The following is a 15,639-nucleotide window of genomic DNA, read 5'->3' as shown; positions in this document are numbered from 1 at the left end:
TCGCCGCCCCTACTGACCCACCGGGCCGCAGACGAACTCGTTCCGCGTCGTCCAGAAGCTGAAGAGATCGCGTCCGCAGTAGCTGTCCAGCTCCGAGACCCCCATCCCGCGCAGGATCGTGTGGATCAGATCGAAGAAGGCCGCGTTCACCTGGGGGATGAAGAAGAGCAGCACGAAGACCGCGAGCAGTCCGTACGGGGCGAACGGCTCCACCTGGCGGCGGAACGTGTAGGAGAGCCACGGCTCGACCACTCCGTAGCCGTCGAGGCCCGGCACCGGCAGGAAGTTCAGGATCGCCGCGGTGATCTGGAGCAGGGCGAGGAAGCCGAGGGCGTAGCGGAAGCCCGTCGGGACGCCGGACAGGGCGTCCAGCCAGAAGGGCGCGGTGCAGACGACGGCGAACAGTACGTTCGTCAGCGGCCCGGCCGCGGAGATCAGGCTGTGCCGCCAGCGGCCCTGGATCCGGTGGCGCTCGATGAAGACCGCGCCGCCCGGCAGACCGATACCGCCCAGGATCACGAAGACCACCGGCAGCACGATGGACAGCAGCGCGTGCGTGTACTTGAGCGGGTTGAGCGTCAGATAGCCCTTCGCCCCGATCGAGATGTCCCCGCTGTGCAGCGCGGTACGGGCGTGCGCGTACTCGTGCAGACAGAGCGAGACGATCCAGGCGCCGGTGACGAACAGGAATACGGCGATCCGGATGTTCGCCGCGAAGTCGGTCCACACGGCCCAGCCCGAGACCGCCGTGACAGCGACGATCCCCAGGAAGACGGGGGAGATCCGCCGGTCGCTCCGGCGGGAGGAGGTGGTGGTCATGGGTGGGTCTCCTCGGTGGCGGTGGCGGTGGCGGTGGCGTGGACAGGGGACGTGGGGCGTCGGGGGTCGGGTGTCGGGCGTGGCATGGTCCGGCGGTCGGACCGCCCCGCCGTGAGCGGCGCCGCACTACGGGCGGCGTCGACCGACCGTACAGCCGTCAGAACGGAAACGTCCGGCACGCCGATAACGTCTCGCCAACGGATCCCGGTTCCGGGGAGGCCGCTCCGGGGAGGCCGCTGCCGGGGCGGCAGACGGTACGACCCTCGCGCGGTGGGGGCGCGACCGGCGTGCTGGTCGGACTCGCGACGGAACAGGTCGAGACGGCCTTCCCGACGGCGGTCACGGACAATGGGCTGATGCGCTACCGGCTCCTCGGCACCACACGGGCACTGCATGACGACGGCACCCCCGTCGCCCTCGGCGGTGCGCGGCTGCGTGCGCTGCTGACGGTGCTCGCCCTGCGGCCCGGCCGTACGGTTCCGGTCGCCCTGCTCGTCGCCGAGGTCTGGGACGGCGATCCGCCCGCCGACGCGGTGGGGGCGCTCCAGGCGCTGGTCGGGCGGCTGCGACGGGCGCTCGGCCCCGGGGCCGTCTCCTCCGGGGAGGGCGGCTACCTGCTGTGCGCCGACGAGGAGGATGTGGATCTCCACCGCTTCGGGCGGCTCGCAGGGGAGGGCGCGCGGGCGCTGGCGGACGGAGACGCGGCCAAGGCGGCCGGCCTGCTCGACGAGGCGCTGGCGCTCTGGCGCGGTCCCGCGCTGGCCGACCTCCCCGACCGTACGACCGAGGCGGCCCGCTGGGAGACCCGTCGGCTGGAGGCGCGCAGGGCGCGGCTCACGGCCGAGCTCGCCCTCGGCCGGGCCGAGGAGGCGCTGCCCGAACTGGCCGCGCTCTGCGGTGAGTTCCCGCTCGACGAGCCGCTTCAGGCACTGCGTATCCGAGCCCTGCGCGACGCGGCACGCCCGGCCGAGGCCCTGGCCGCGTACGACAGGGTGCGCCGCGCGCTGGCGGCCCGCCTGGGCACCGACCCCGGCCCCGAACTGCGCGCCCTGCACGAGGAGTTGCTTCGGGGCGCCGACGGGTCCGAGGGGTGGGCCGAAGACGCCGACGGGTTCCACGGGACGCGCGGGTGGGCCGGGGGCGGTGGACACTCCGCCCGTACGACCGCCACGACCGCCGCGGCCCCCGCAGCCGCTACGGCCTCCGCAACCACGCCCCCCGGCAATCTCCGCGCACGGCTGACCAGCTTCGTCGGGCGCGAGGGCGATATCGAAGCCATCCGCGACGATCTGGGCCGCGCCAGGCTCGTCACCCTGCTCGGGCCCGGCGGAGCGGGGAAGACCCGGCTCTCGCAGGAGGCCGCTGAGCGGATGGCCGAGCGGTGGCCCGACGGCGTATGGCTCGCCGAACTGGCGCCCGTGAACGACCCGGAGACCGTGCCCGAGGCCGTACTGTCCGCGCTCGGAGCGCGGGAGACCGTGCTGCGCGGCGCCGGGGCCGAGGAGTTGCGGGCCGCCGATCGGCACGCCGGTGAGCCGATCGTACGGCTGGCCGAGCACTGCGCGCGCCGGCGCATGCTGCTGCTTCTCGACAACTGCGAGCATGTGATCGGCGCTGCCGCCGCCCTCGCCGAGGAGTTGCTTGCCCGCTGCCCGGAGCTGACCGTTCTGGCGACCAGCCGGGAGCCGTTGGGGGTGCCGGGTGAGTCGGTGCGGCCGGTGGAGCCGTTGCCTCCGGATCCGGCGCACCGGTTGTTCGGTGAGCGTGCGAGTGCGGTGCGGCCGGGGTTCGATCCGGCGGGGGATCCGGAGGCGGTGGCGGAGATCTGTCGTCGTCTTGACGGTCTGCCGTTGGCGATCGAGCTGGCGGCGGCGCGGTTGCGGATGCTGACGCCGCGTCAGATCGCGGATCGTCTCGATGACCGTTTTCGGCTGCTGACCAGCGGGAGCCGGACGGTCCTGCCGCGCCAGCAGACCCTGCGCGCCGTCGTCGACTGGTCCTGGGACCTGCTGGACGCGTCCGAACGCGCTGTACTGCGGCGGCTGTCGGTCTTCGCGGGCGGCTGTGGACTGACGGCCGCCGAGTCGGTCTGCGCGGATGAGCCGACCGGCTCGGACACCCCGGCCGGCCGTGACGGGATGGACGACACGGACGGCCCGCACGAACCGGCCTTCACCCACCCCGTCGCGTCCTCGGACGTCGCCCTGCTCCTCGGCTCGCTCATCGACAAGTCCCTCGTCGTCGCCGCGCCCGCGCCGGACGGCGACATGCGCTACCGGCTGCTGGAAACCGTCGCGGAGTACGCCGCCGAGCGGCTCGACCAGGCCGGTGACCGGGCCGCCGCCGAGCGGCGCCATCTCGTGCACCACCGGGAGCTGGCCCGTACCACCGACCCACTCCTGCGCGGCCCCGGCCAGCACGCCGCGATCGCCCGCTTCCAGCTGGAGTACGAGAATCTGCGCACCGCGCTGCGCCGCGCCGTCGCCGCCCGCGACGAGCAGGAGGCGCTTTGTCTCGTGCTCTCTCTGGGCTGGTTCTGGCAGATGCTCGATCTGCGCGCCGACGCCCGGCATTGGGCGGGGGCCGCCGCGGCTCTCGGACCCGACCCGTTCGCCCCGCCCGTGGAGCCGGCTCCGCCCCTCTCGCAGCGGTGCACGGACACGCCGCCGCCCATGACACCCGAACTGCTCCACGAGGCCCGGCGCCAGGTGCGGCTGATCGGGATCGCCAGCATGAATCACGACGCGGAGAACTGGACCACACCCGAACGGCTCGCGTGGCTGCGTGAGGTCGCCGGCGCGTACAGCCCGGGGCTTCCGCAGACCTGCCGGTTCCCCGGCACGCTGTGGGTCTTCGCGTACATGCTCACCGGGGATCCGAACGGGCTGAGACGGGTCGTGGACGAGACCGTACGGGCCTGCGAGAGGCTCGGTTACGAGTGGGAGCTGGCCGGCGCACTGCATGTACGGGCCAATCTCTTCTCGAACCGCACCGACGGGACCGAGGCCGCGAGCCGGGACGCCGACCGCAGCCTGGAGATCTTTCAGCGGCTCGGCGACACCTGGGGCGCCGCCGAGGCGCTGTCCGCGCGAGGGGAGGCCAGGGAGAAGGCCGGGGAGTACCGCCTCGCCGCCGACGACTACCGGGCCGCCATGGCCCACGCCGAAGGGCTGGGCGCGCAGAGTCAGGCCGCGCTGTTGCGTTCCCGGCTGGCGGCGACCATGTTCGAGACCGGCGAGGGCGAGGAGGGCGAGCGCATCCTCCGCGAGGTGCTGGCCGAGGGGCGTGACACCTGGCACGAAGCGCAGCCCGCGGCCCGGCTCTTTCTCGCGCTCTGGCTGGGCGGTACCGGACGCGGGGACGAGGCGCGGGAAGAACTCAACCGTCTGCTCGATGTGTTCCGCTCCGAGACGCTGGCCATCTTCGAGGGGTTCGTCCAGGGGGTCTTCGCCTGGCTGGACTGCGCGGACGGCCACTACGCCACGGCGCTGGGGGCGGCCCGCACGGCGGTGGAGGCGGCGCTGACACCGCTTTCGCTGATGGTCGCCCCCGAGATGGCCGCGGTCCATCTGGTGACCGTGGCCTGGGCGCTGGGCGGTCTGGCCACCGAAACGGGCGACCGGGAGCGCGGACGGGACGCGGCCCGGCTGATCGGCGCGTACGAGGCGCTGTCGCCCGTCGGGCGCCACCCCGCGTTCTCGGAGCGGTACATCGCGAAGGGCGCGCGCGAGACGGTGGTGGGTCTGCTCGGCGAGGCCGCGTTCGAGGAGGCCCGCGCCGAGGGCAGCGGCCTCACACTGGAGGAGGCCACCGCCCTCGCCCGTGGCTGAACCCGCCGGATCCCGGACCCGCCGGATCCCGGACCCCGCCGGACACCGGACCCGCCCGATCCCGGACCCGGCTCCGGCTCCGGCCCCGGCTCCTGCTCCCGGCTCCGGCACCCGGCTCCCGAACGTCAGGACTTCTTGCGGAACTTGGCCACCGCGAGCGGCGCCGTCACCACCGTGATCGCCGCCGCCCACCCCAGCGTCATCCACATCGAGTGCGCGACAGGCCCGCCGTTTATCAGATTCCGTGCCGCGTCCGCGAGATTGGACAGCGGGTTGTAGTCGGTGAACGCCTGGAGCCAGCCGGGCATCGTGGACGGCGGGGCGAAGATCGACGAGCCGAACTGCAACGGCATCAGGACGAGCATCGCCACCCCCTGGACGGCCTGCGCCGTCTTCATGGTGAGCCCCAGCAGGATGAAGATCCACATCAGCGAGGCACCGAACACCAGGGACAGACCGACGGCGCCGAGCAGTTCGAGCACCGACGTCCTGATCTCCATGCCGAGCAGGAAACCCATGCCGAGCAGGACGGCGGTGGCGACCAGCATCCGGCCGATCTCGACGACGATCTTGGCGATCAGCACGGACGACCGGGCTATCGGCATCGTACGGAACCGGTCCATGACCCCCTTGCGGAAGTCGTCGTTCACACCCGTGCCGACGGCCATCGCGATGTTCATGCCCATCATCGCCATCAGACCGGGAATCACATAGTTCACATACTGGTCGCGGCTGCCACCGAGGCTCGCGCCCACGGAGCCGCCGAAGACATAGACGAACAGCAGCGTGAAGATGATCGGCATCAGCAGGACGTCGAACATCGACTCGGGGTCCTGCTTGATCTGGAGGGCGTTGCGGCGCACCAGCGCGCCGATGTGCCGCAGATTGTTGCGCAGTCCGATCCGGCCCTCGGCGGTGGCGACGGTGACGGGCCTCGGCGCGGGTGCCTTCTCGGGTGCGGACGTGGGCAGTGTGGTCGTGCTCATGCCGCGACCTCCTCGGGTGTGGTGTCGGACACGGAGGCCGTCTTCTGGCCGGTGATGGCCAGGAACACTTCGTCCAGGCTCGGGAGATGGGTGCCGATATGGGCGATCCCGAAGCCGCGCTCGCCCAGCAGACCGACGACCGCGGTCAGCTGCTCATCGCTCAGGATCGGTACGTACAGCAGGCCCTCGTCCGGGACGGCCTGGGTGCCGGCCAGGCCGTCGAGCCCGGTCTCGGCGATCGCCCGCGCCATCGCGGGGAGCTGGGCCGGGTCCGCGGGCCGGATCTGGAGCGTACGGCCGCCGACCTTCGCCTTCAGTTCGTCCACCTTGCCGTTGGCGATGACCCGGCCGCGGTCGAACACCGTCAGCTCGCTGGCCAGCTGCTCGGCCTCTTCCATGTACTGCGTGGTGAGCAGGACGGTGGCCCCCTCCGCGACCATCCGCTGCACCTCGTCCCAGACCTCGTTGCGGGTACGGGGGTCGAGGCCGGTGGTCGGCTCGTCCAGATACAGCACCGCGGGCCGGCCGATCATCGACGCCGCCAGGTCGAGCCGGCGCCGCATCCCGCCGGAGTACTGCATCGTGGGCTTCTTCGCCGCCTCGGTGAGGGAGAAGCGCTCCAGCAGATCGTCGGCGCGGCGGCGGGCGTCCTTGCGGGACAGATCGAGCAGCCGGCCGATCATGTACAGGTTCTCCCAGCCGGAGAGCTTCTCGTCGACCGAGGCGTACTGGCCGGTGAGACCGATGGTGCGGCGCAGCTGGCGCGGCTGGCGCAGGACGTCGTATCCGGCGACCATCGCGGTCCCGGCGTCCGGCTGGACGAGCGTGGAGAGAATACGGACGAGCGTTGTCTTGCCGGCGCCGTTGGGCCCGAGCACACCGAGGACGGTGCCCTCGCGTACATCGAGGTCCACTCCGTCGAGTGCCCGGGTGCCCTGTGGTCCGCCGTAGTGCTTGACCAGCCCCCGTACCTCGACGGCGTTGCCCGTGCGGCTGCCGTTGGGGTGTTTGTCGATTCGCGTCATGACACCAGTGGACCAGCTGCCACCGACAATCCACCGACAAGCTGCCGACAAGCCGCTGTCGGGCGGTCGTCGGGACGCTGTCGGGCGACCGCCGTACCGCCCTTCGGAGAAGCCGACAGCCCGCCGACGGGGGAAGATCGGCGGGCTGTCGTCCGTGCGGGCAGTGGCTTCTGGGGCGGAGGGGCTACCTCACGGGGGCGGGGGACCGCCTCGCGGGGGCGGATCCGCCCAGTGAAACGTGTGCTCGTCCAAACGTGTGCGCGTCTAGTGGAAGGTGTGCTCCTCCTGAGGGAACGTTCCTCCAATGACCTCGTCCGCAAACTCCCTCGCCGCGTCCCCGAGGGTTTGGCGGAGATTCGCGTACTGCTTCGTGAAGCGCGGCACCTTCCCTCCGGTCAGCCCGACCATGTCCGTGTAGACGAGCACCTGCGCGTCCGTCTCCGGCCCCGCGCCGATCCCGACGGTAGGAATGTGCAGGATGCGGGTGACCTCGGCGGCCAGCTCGGCGGGGACCAGTTCGAGCACGACCGCGAACGCCCCCGCGTCCTGTACCGCCTTGGCGTCGCGGAGCAGCTGCTGCGCGGCTTCCTCGCCGCGGCCCTGCACCCGGTAGCCGAGGGTGTTGACGGACTGGGGCGTCAGTCCGATATGTCCCATCACCGGGATACCGGCCCGCACCAGCAGCTCGATCTGGTCGTGCGAACGTTCGCCGCCCTCCAGCTTGATCGCGCCCACGCCCGCGTCCTTCACCAGCCGCGTGGCGCTGCGCAGGGCCTGGGCCGGCCCTTCCTGGTACGAGCCGAACGGCAGGTCGCCGACGATCAGGGCGCGCTTCGTGCCCCGTACGACGGCCGCGGCGAGCATCGTCATCTCGTCCAGCGTGACGGGCACGGTCGTCTCGTACCCGAGATGGCAGTTCCCCATCGAGTCGCCGACGAGCATGACCGGAATGCCGGCCTCGTCGAACACGGAGGCCGTCATCGCGTCATAGGCGGTGAGCATGGGCCACTTCTCGCCGCGCTCCTTGGCGGCGGCGATGTCATGGACGGTGACGCGCCGCGAACTCTTGCCGCCGTACAGCGCCTTGGAACCGGCTTCGGCGCCGGCCGGGCGTCCTGCGGGCGGCTTCTGAGCAGCCTCGGTCTGAACAGTCATGGCCAAAGGCCCTTTCGTCATCTCGAGGCACCCTGACGGTGTCCCCGGACCGGTTCCATGGTGGCATCCCGGTACCGGTCGCGGGAAGTAGGGGCTGTTCGTAAAGACTTTCCAATACGAGACGGTCTCGTATCGAAACGGGTCTAGGGTGTACGCCATGTCCACACCGTCCGGCGGCGCCGCCGCCGCACCCCGCATACCCGAGTCCCGTGTCCCGGAGGCGGTCCACCGCCGTCGCTGGGCCATCCTCGGTGTCCTGATGTTCAGCCTGCTCATCGTCGTGCTGGACAACTCGATCCTGAACGTGGCGGTCAAGACGATCGCCGCCCCCGAGCCCACCGGTATCGGCGCCACCCAGAGCGAGCTGGAGTGGGCGATCAACTCCTACACGCTCGTCTTCGCCGGACTGCTCTTCACCTCAGGGCTGCTCGGTGACCGCGTCGGCCGCAAGAAGGTGCTCCTCTTCGGCACAGCCGTCTTCGGCCTCGGCTCGGCGCTCGCCGCCCTGTCCGGATCGCCCGCCGAACTCATCGGCTACCGCGCCCTGATGGGCTTCGGCGCCGCCTTTGTGATGCCCGCCACCCTCGCCATCCTGATGAATGTCTTCGAGCGCGAGGAGCAGCCCAAGGCCATCGGTATCTGGGCGGGCAGTGTGGGCCTCGGCATCGCCATCGGTCCGATCACCGGCGGTCTGCTGCTCGAACACTTCTGGTGGGGCTCCATCTTCCTCGTGAACGTCCCGGTGGCCGTGGTCGCGCTGATCGCGATGGTGCTGCTGGTCCCGGACTCCAAGGACCCCAGGCCCGGCCGGCTCGACCCGGTGGGCGTCGTGCTCTCCATCGTCGGACTCGTCCTGCTGGTGTACGGCATCATCCGCGGCGGCGAGCTGGCCGACTTCACCGGCGCGAGCGTGCTCGCCCCCCTCATCGGCGGTGTGGCCGTGCTCGCCCTCTTCGTCTGGCACGAGAAGCGCAGCAGCCACCCGGCCATCGACATCTCGTACTTCAGGAAGCCGGCCTTCGCGGCGGCCGTCGCCGCCATAGCGCTGGTCTTCTTCGCGCTGATGGGTGTGACCTTCTTCTCGGCCTTCTACCTCCAGAGCGTGCGCGGCTACAGCGCGCTCCAGTCCGGGCTGCTGATCCTGCCGCTCGCCGCAGCCCAGATGATCTTCGCGCCGCGGGCCCGGCTGGTGGTGGACCGGTTCGGCGCCCGCGCGGTCTGTACGGTCGGCATGCTGCTGGTCGCCGCCGGACTCGCCGCGTTCGCCGTCTTCGACGCGGACACCCCGGTCTGGGTGCTGTGCCTCGTCTTCTTCGTCCAGGGCACCGGCATGGCGCACATCATGCCGCCGGTCACCGTCGCGGTCATGCAGGCGCTGCCCCGGGAGAAGGCCGGTTCGGGCTCGGCCATCAACAACACCTTCCGCCAGGTCGGCGGCGCCCTCGGGATCGCCGTACTCGGCTCGGTGCTCTCCGCCACCTACCGGGGCGGGATCGAGGGACACCTCGGCGCGGTGCCGGCCGGTGCGCGGGACGCGGCGGGGGAGTCGATCGAGGCGACGATCGGCGTCGCGGAGAAGATGGGTCCGGCGGGCCGGCCGCTGATCAGCTCCGCCTACGACGCGTTCCTCGACGCCATGCATGTCACGGCGCTCGGTTCGGCGGCGGTCGCGCTGATCGGCGCCGCGGTGGTCGCGCTCTTCCTGCCGGGCAGGCCGGAGCCGCGCAAGCTCGCGGGGAGCGAGGAGGCACCCGAACCCGTGAGCGCCGTCCGCGGCTGACAGCGACGCCGTAAGCGCCGTATCCGCCGCGTACGTGTGCACGCCGTGTACGTGTGCACGCCGCGGGCATGTGCACGCCGTGTACGTGTGCGCGAGGACGGCGTGCGGCGGTCCGCCGTATACGAGAATTGGCGCGGTGGGAGCGCGGCGCGACGTGCACGGCGGCCGGGCCCCGGGGCGGCGAGAGGCGGAGACAGGTGCGGGAGCAGGGTCACGAGAAGGAACACCGGCGCGGCAGGCCACGCAGTGAGGCGGTCGAGCGGGCGATCCTGGAAGCCGTCGTGACCCTGCTGGAGGACGGTGTGCCGCTCGGCGCGCTCTCCGTCGAACGCATCGCCCGTACGGCGGGCGTCGGCAAGGCGACCATCTACCGGCGCTGGCAGGGCAAGGAGGAACTCTTCCTCGACGTCCTGCGGGAGATCGAGCCGCCCGAGCCCGAACTGCCGGGGACCTCGGCGCTCGACGATCTCCGGATCATGCTGGAGGCGATGCGTCAGCGCGGTCTCGCCCAGCGCTCCTCGACCCTGCTGCACAACGTCGTCGTCGAGATGAAGGGCCAGCCCAGGCTCTGGGCGGAGTACCACCGGACGGTCATCGACCCCCGGCGCGCGATGACGACGGAGCTGATCCGGCGCGGGGTCGCCGCCGGTGAGCTGCGGGACGACCTGAGCGTGGAGCTGATGAACGAGCTGCTGATCGGCCCCATGCTCATGCGCACCCTGTACCGGCAGGGCGCGCCGCTGGAGGAGGACCTTGCCGACCAGATCATCAGCGCCGTGCTCCAGGGGCTGCACCCGCGCACGTGACGCGTGCGCGGGTGTCCCCGTACCGGACCGGCGCGCGACGCGAAACGGACGTAACGGCGGTGCGGGATCTGTCACACCCGCCCCTCTTTCGTCCTTGATCGGAACCCCCAAACCCTCCCTCTTCGTCTCCGTCGGGGAACGGCTGTCCCCGGACGGCGGAGAAAGTGCCCGTACATCGCCTAGGGTCGGGGGCGAGCGTGCACAGCAAGGCAGTGAGGGCAGCGCATATGACGCAGGAGTACACGGCGCATTCGGTGACGGACGGCGAGGAGGAGGACCCCCGCACCGGCTCGCGCGCCGGAGCCCTGCTCGACCGATGGCGAAACGATCCGGGCATCTGGCGGCGAGGCATCGTGCTGGCGGTGCTCGCCGTGATCGTCGCGCTGTTGATGATCTTTCACGCGCAGATCCCCAACAAGATCGGCAACTTGGGGAGTCTCACCGAGACATTCCTGCCCTGGTTCGGTGTGTTCGTTCCGCTGATCCTCGTCCTGGCGCTGGTACGGCGCTCCGCCACCGCGCTGATCGCCGTACTGCTGCCCGCCGTGGTCTGGGTCAATCTCTTCGGCGGACTCCTCACCGACAAGTCCGGCAGCGGCGGTGACCTCATGGTCGCCACCCACAACGTGAACGCGGACAACCCGGACCCGCAGGGCACCGCGCGCGAGCTGGCGCGGTCCGGGGCCGATGTCCTGGCGCTGGAGGAGCTGAAGGCCAGTGCCGTACCGACCTATGCCGACGCGCTGGCCGAGACGTACAAGTACCACTCGGTGCAGGGCACGGTGGGACTGTGGAGCAAGTACCCGATGAGCGGGATCAAGCCCGTCGACATCAGGCTCGGCTGGGTCCGTGCCATGCGCGCCACCGTCAACACACCGGAGGGCCCGGTCGCCGTCTTCGTGGCCCATCTCCCCTCTGTACGCGTCAAGATGAACGCGGGCTTCACCGCCAACCAGCGTGACAAGAGCGCCGACGCGCTGGGCGAGGCCATCGCCGACGAGTCGCTGAGCCGGGTGATCCTGCTCGGCGATCTGAACGGCACCATGAACGACCGCTCGCTCAACGCCGTGACCGCCCAGATGCGCTCGACGCAGGGCGCGGCCGGGCACGGGTACGGCTTCAGCTGGCCGACGTCGTTCCCGCTGGCCCGGATCGACCAGATCTTGGTGAGGGGCGTCGAACCGACCTCGTCCTGGACCCTTCCCGAGACGGACAGCGACCATCTGCCGATCGCGGCACGGGTGGAACTGGGCTGAGCCGGCGGGCGAGTCCGGCGCCCACCGAACCCGGGGCGGCCGATCCGCGCGGGCCGGACCTCGCCCGCTGGAGCACTGGGCGCAATCCGGAGTTCATCCGCCGGAACAAAAACCCTGAGAGACTTTGTTCCGTGGGGGTACTTAACCCCTGAGGCTCATCCCCTGAGGCTCACCCCTTGAAGCTCACCACGGAAGGTCTTTTGATGCCCCTCGCCCTGTTCGCCCTGGCCGTCAGTGCTTTCGGCATCGGGACGACAGAGTTCGTGATGATGGGCCTGCTGCCCAATGTCGCGGACGATCTGGGTACGTCCGTGCCGACCGCCGGATATCTGGTCTCGGCCTACGCGATCGGTGTCGTCGTCGGCGCCCCCCTGCTCACCGCCCTCGGCTCCCGTATCCCGCGCAAGCGGATGCTGCTCCTGCTCATGGCGCTCTTCGTCCTCGGCAACCTCGGCTCGGCGCTCGCCCCCGGCTTCGGCTGGCTGCTGGCGGGCCGGTTCCTCGCCGGGCTGCCGCACGGCGCGTTCTTCGGCGTGGGCGCGGTCGTCGCCGCCCGGCTGGTGCGCGAGGGCCGGCAGGCGCGGGCCGTCGCGACCATGTTCCTGGGACTGACCGTCGCCAATATCGTCGGTGTCCCCGCGGCCACCCTGCTCGGCCAGGGCCTTGGCTGGCGCGCCACCTTCCTGGTGGTGACCGTGATCGGCCTGATCGCGCTCGCCGCGCTGGCCCGGCTCGTCCCCTACATACCACTGGAGGCGCACCAGAGCGTGGGCCGTGAGATACGCGCCCTCGGCGACCGTCAGGTGCTGCTCGGCCTCGCGACCGCGGTCTTCGGCTTCGCCGGGGTCTTCGCCGTCTACTCGTATCTGGCCTCGATCACGACCGAGGTGATGGGCTTCGGCGAATCCTCCGTCACGCTGGTCCTCGCGCTTTTCGGCATCGGCATGACGCTGGGCGCGCTGGTGGCCGGGCCGCTGACGGACCGGGCGCTGCGGCCCACGCTGTACGCCTCGCTGGCCGCGCTCGCCGTCGTCCTGCTCGCCTTCCGCTTCACTGCGCACATCCAGTGGGCGGCGCTGGTGACGGTCGTGGTGCTCGGCGCGGTCGGGTTCATGACGACCACTCCGCTCCAGATGCTGGTCATGCGGAAGGCCAGGCACGCGCCCACGATCGCCTCCGCCTCGAACCACTCGGCCTTCAACCTGGCCAACGCGGGCGGCGCCTGGCTCGGCGGTGCGGCGATCGCGGCGGGCTGGGGCTGGCTGTCCCCGAGCCTGGTCGGCGCGGTCCTCGCCCTCGTCGGGCTGGCGATCGCGGTGACGGCCGGGCTGCTGGACCGGGGGGAGCGGGCCGACCGGGTGCCGGAGGCATCGCGGGTCGTCGCCTCCGCCGTGACGAAGGCCGAGGCGACGACGGAACGGGTGAGCTGAGCCCAGGGCTCCCACGCCTCCCAGGGCTCCCACGCCTCCCGCGCCCCCACGCGTCCGCTACGACGTGTGCTCGCTACGACGTGTGTTCGCGCCAGCGGTTCGTGATCGGCAGCCGCCGGTCCTTGCCGAAGCCCTTCGCCGAGATCTTGGTGCCCGGCGGGTACTGGCGCCGCTTGTACTCCGCCGTGTCCACCATCCGCAGCGTCCTGGCGACCAGTTCGGCGTCGAAACCGGCCGCGACGATCGCGTCCCTGCCCTGGTCGCGGTCGACGTACAGCTCCAGGATCCGGTCCAGCACGTCGTAGTCGGGCAGCGAGTCCGTGTCCACCTGCCCCGGGCGCAGCTCGGCGCTCGGCGGCTTGGAGATCGAGGTCTCCGGGATCGGCGGGGTCTGGCCGCGCTCCTCGGCGACGCCGTTGCGCCAGCGCGCGAGCCGGAAGACGGAGGTCTTGTAGACGTCCTTGATCGGGCCGTACGCGCCGACGGAGTCGCCGTAGAGCGTCGAATAGCCCACGGCGAGCTCGGACTTGTTGCCCGGCGCGAGCACGATGTGCCCCTCCTGGTTGGAGAGCGCCATCAGCATCGTGCCGCGCAGCCGCGACTGAAGGTTCTCCTCGGCGAGCCCGGTCAACCCGAGGGCGCCCATGTACGCGTCGAACATCGGCTCGATCGGGTGCGTACGGAAGTTGAGCCCGGTACGGCGGGCCAGCTCGGCCGCGTCGTCCCTGGAATGGCCGGACGAGTACTTCGACGGCATGGAGACGCCGTACACGTTCTGCGCGCCGACCGCGTCACAGGCGATCGCGGCGACGAGCGCGGAGTCGATTCCGCCGGAGAGACCGATCAGCACGGACCGGAAGCCGTTCTTCGCGGCATACGCGCGCAGGCCCACCACCAGCGCCGAGTAGACCTCCTCGGCGTCGTCCAGGCGCTCGGCGTAGCCACCCGTCAGCTCGGGCTCGTAGGCCGGCAGCGGGTCCTCGGAGAGGATGACCCGGTCGATCCGCAGCCCGTCGTCCACCACCCCGTCCGGGGCCTCGGGCGAGGCGGCCGGCAGTTCGAGGTCCAGGACCACACAGCCCTCGGCGAACTGCGGTGCGCGCGCCACGACTTCGCCGTCCTTGTCCACGACGATCGAGTCACCGTCGAAGACCAGCTCGTCCTGGCCGCCGATCATCGCGAGATACGCGGTGGTGCAGCCGGCCTCCTGGGCGCGCTTGCGCACCAGGTCGAGGCGGGTGTCGTCCTTCTCGCGCTCGTACGGCGAGGCGTTGATCGAGAGCAGCAGCCCCGCCTCCGCGGACCGGGCCGCCGGGACCCGGCCGCCGTCCTGCCAGAGGTCCTCGCAGATCGCGAGCGCGATGTCGACGCCATGGACCCGGATGACGGGCATGGTGTCGCCCGGCACGAAGTACCGGAACTCGTCGAAGACGCCGTAGTTGGGCAGATGGTGCTTGGCGAAGTTGAGGACGACCGCGCCGCGGTGCAGCACGGCGGCGGCGTTGCGCGGGGCGCCCGCGGGCTGGCCGTAGCGCGGCTGGGCCGACTCGGAGCGGTCCAGATAGCCGACGACGACGGGCAGCTCGCCGAAGCCCTCCTCGGCGAGGCGCCCCGCGAGCGCGCGCACGGCGGTCCGGGACGCCTCGACGAAGGACGGCCGCAGGGCGAGGTCCTCGACGGGGTAGCCGGTCAGCACCATCTCGGGGAACGCGACGACATGCGCTCCCTGTTCGGCGGCGTGCCGGGTCCAGTGCACGATCGCCTCGGCGTTCGCGGCGAGATCGCCGACGGTCGAGTCGATCTGATTCAGAGCGAGACGTAGTTGGGGCACGGGACCCAGTCTAATCGTCTGACTGACACGATGTCCTGGGGTGCGCGTGTGGGGCGCCCCACTCGGTCGCCACGGCCCACTGGCCATGGGCGATACGCGCGAGACGGGCGATACGCGCGGTACGTGTGTGACGCGAGCCGGGGCTCAGCCGTGCGCGTAGACCTGTTCCATCCAGGAGGCGAGCTGCCCGTCGGTGAGGTGCTGGGCCAGATCGGCCTCGCTGATCATCCCGACCAGACGCTTGTCCTCGATCACCGGCAGCCGGCGTATCTGGTGGCTCTGCATCTCGAACAGCACCGTGTCCACGTCCGCGTTCGCGTCGATCCAGCGAGGGGTGCCGTGCGCCATCTCACCGGCCGTCGTCCCCGCCGGGTCATGGCCCATCGCCACACATCCGACGACGATGTCGCGGTCCGTGAGAATGCCGGTCAGCCGCTCCTCCGCGTCGGCGATGGGGAGCGCGCCCACATCCAGCTCACGCATCAGCTGGGCGGCGCGGTCCAGGGTCTCGTGGGCCGGGATCCACTGGGCCCCGGGGTGCATGATGTCTTTGGCGGTGGTCATGGTCGTCCCTGCCTCCTGAGTGCCGTCCACCCCGAGCCAGATCCATCATCGTGGACCCGTTCGGGTGACGCGACCGCAAGCGCCCGAACAGGGACGGAGGGGTGTGGCGGGCCGCGCCCGGGACGGGGGACGGCCGAGACCGCGGGGCCGGCGGGTC

General features: G+C 71.1%; 11 protein-coding genes. 5 read left to right on the top strand and 6 right to left on the bottom strand.

The window, feature by feature from the left end; genetic code table 11:
* Positions 1–9: 9 nt before the first annotated feature.
* Positions 10–819, bottom strand: a complete 810-nt coding sequence (locus tag M1203_RS09345) for a site-2 protease family protein (protein WP_249949101.1) — start codon at positions 817–819, stop codon at positions 10–12.
* Positions 820–1,175: 356 nt separating this feature from the next.
* On the opposite strand from M1203_RS09345, the gene M1203_RS09340 reads away from it, so the two are divergent.
* Positions 1,176–4,649, top strand: a complete 3,474-nt coding sequence (locus tag M1203_RS09340; RefSeq protein WP_249949600.1) for a BTAD domain-containing putative transcriptional regulator — start codon at positions 1,176–1,178, stop codon at positions 4,647–4,649.
* A 125-nt stretch (positions 4,650–4,774) separates the two neighbouring features.
* On the opposite strand, the gene M1203_RS09335 is transcribed toward M1203_RS09340, so the two are convergent.
* From M1203_RS09335 to panB, 3 genes are all read right to left on the bottom strand, one after another.
* Positions 4,775–5,635 carry an ABC transporter permease gene (locus tag M1203_RS09335; RefSeq protein ID WP_249949100.1) on the bottom strand — a complete coding sequence of 287 codons (861 nt, stop codon included), beginning with the start codon at positions 5,633–5,635 and terminating at the stop codon, positions 4,775–4,777.
* Positions 5,632–6,660 carry an ATP-binding cassette domain-containing protein gene (locus tag M1203_RS09330; protein ID WP_249949099.1) on the bottom strand — a complete coding sequence of 343 codons (1,029 nt, stop codon included), beginning with the start codon at positions 6,658–6,660 and terminating at the stop codon, positions 5,632–5,634. The genes M1203_RS09335 and M1203_RS09330 overlap by 4 nt, the downstream gene beginning before the upstream one ends.
* Before the next feature lie 264 nt (positions 6,661–6,924).
* Positions 6,925–7,815 carry a 3-methyl-2-oxobutanoate hydroxymethyltransferase gene (panB, locus tag M1203_RS09325; RefSeq protein ID WP_249949098.1) on the bottom strand — a complete coding sequence of 297 codons (891 nt, stop codon included), beginning with the start codon at positions 7,813–7,815 and terminating at the stop codon, positions 6,925–6,927.
* A 157-nt stretch (positions 7,816–7,972) separates the two neighbouring features.
* Here panB and M1203_RS09320 point away from each other — a divergent pair, with 157 nt between their 5' ends.
* The 4 genes from M1203_RS09320 (at position 7,973) to M1203_RS09305 (ending at position 13,087) form a co-directional block, all read left to right on the top strand.
* A complete protein-coding gene (locus M1203_RS09320) occupies positions 7,973–9,595 on the top strand; it encodes an MFS transporter (RefSeq protein ID WP_249949097.1) in 1,623 nt (540 codons plus the stop codon).
* A 128-nt stretch (positions 9,596–9,723) separates the two neighbouring features.
* Positions 9,724–10,401 carry a TetR/AcrR family transcriptional regulator gene (locus M1203_RS09315; RefSeq protein WP_249949096.1) on the top strand — a complete coding sequence of 226 codons (678 nt, stop codon included), beginning with the start codon at positions 9,724–9,726 and terminating at the stop codon, positions 10,399–10,401.
* 227 nt (positions 10,402–10,628) lie between these two features.
* A complete protein-coding gene (locus M1203_RS09310; RefSeq protein ID WP_249949095.1) occupies positions 10,629–11,657 on the top strand; it encodes an endonuclease/exonuclease/phosphatase family protein in 1,029 nt (342 codons plus the stop codon).
* Positions 11,658–11,860: 203 nt separating this feature from the next.
* Positions 11,861–13,087: an MFS transporter gene (locus M1203_RS09305; RefSeq protein WP_249949094.1), complete on the top strand. Its 1,227-nt coding sequence runs from the start codon at positions 11,861–11,863 to the stop codon at positions 13,085–13,087.
* A 73-nt stretch (positions 13,088–13,160) separates the two neighbouring features.
* On the opposite strand, the gene M1203_RS09300 is transcribed toward M1203_RS09305, so the two are convergent.
* Together M1203_RS09300 and M1203_RS09295 are read right to left on the bottom strand one after the other, a co-directional pair.
* On the bottom strand, positions 13,161–14,918 hold the full coding sequence (locus M1203_RS09300) for an NAD+ synthase (RefSeq protein WP_249949093.1): 1,758 nt from the start codon (positions 14,916–14,918) through the stop codon (positions 13,161–13,163).
* A 144-nt stretch (positions 14,919–15,062) separates the two neighbouring features.
* A complete protein-coding gene (locus M1203_RS09295) occupies positions 15,063–15,482 on the bottom strand; it encodes a CBS domain-containing protein (protein ID WP_249949092.1) in 420 nt (139 codons plus the stop codon).
* Positions 15,483–15,639 lie beyond the last annotated feature (157 nt).

This window comes from Streptomyces sp. 35G-GA-8 (assembly GCF_023534745.1).
In the GTDB taxonomy this organism is placed as follows: domain Bacteria; phylum Actinomycetota; class Actinomycetes; order Streptomycetales; family Streptomycetaceae; genus Streptomyces.
The sequence above is the reverse complement of the archived record's forward strand: the minus strand, read 5'-3'. Positions and strand labels throughout refer to the sequence as shown.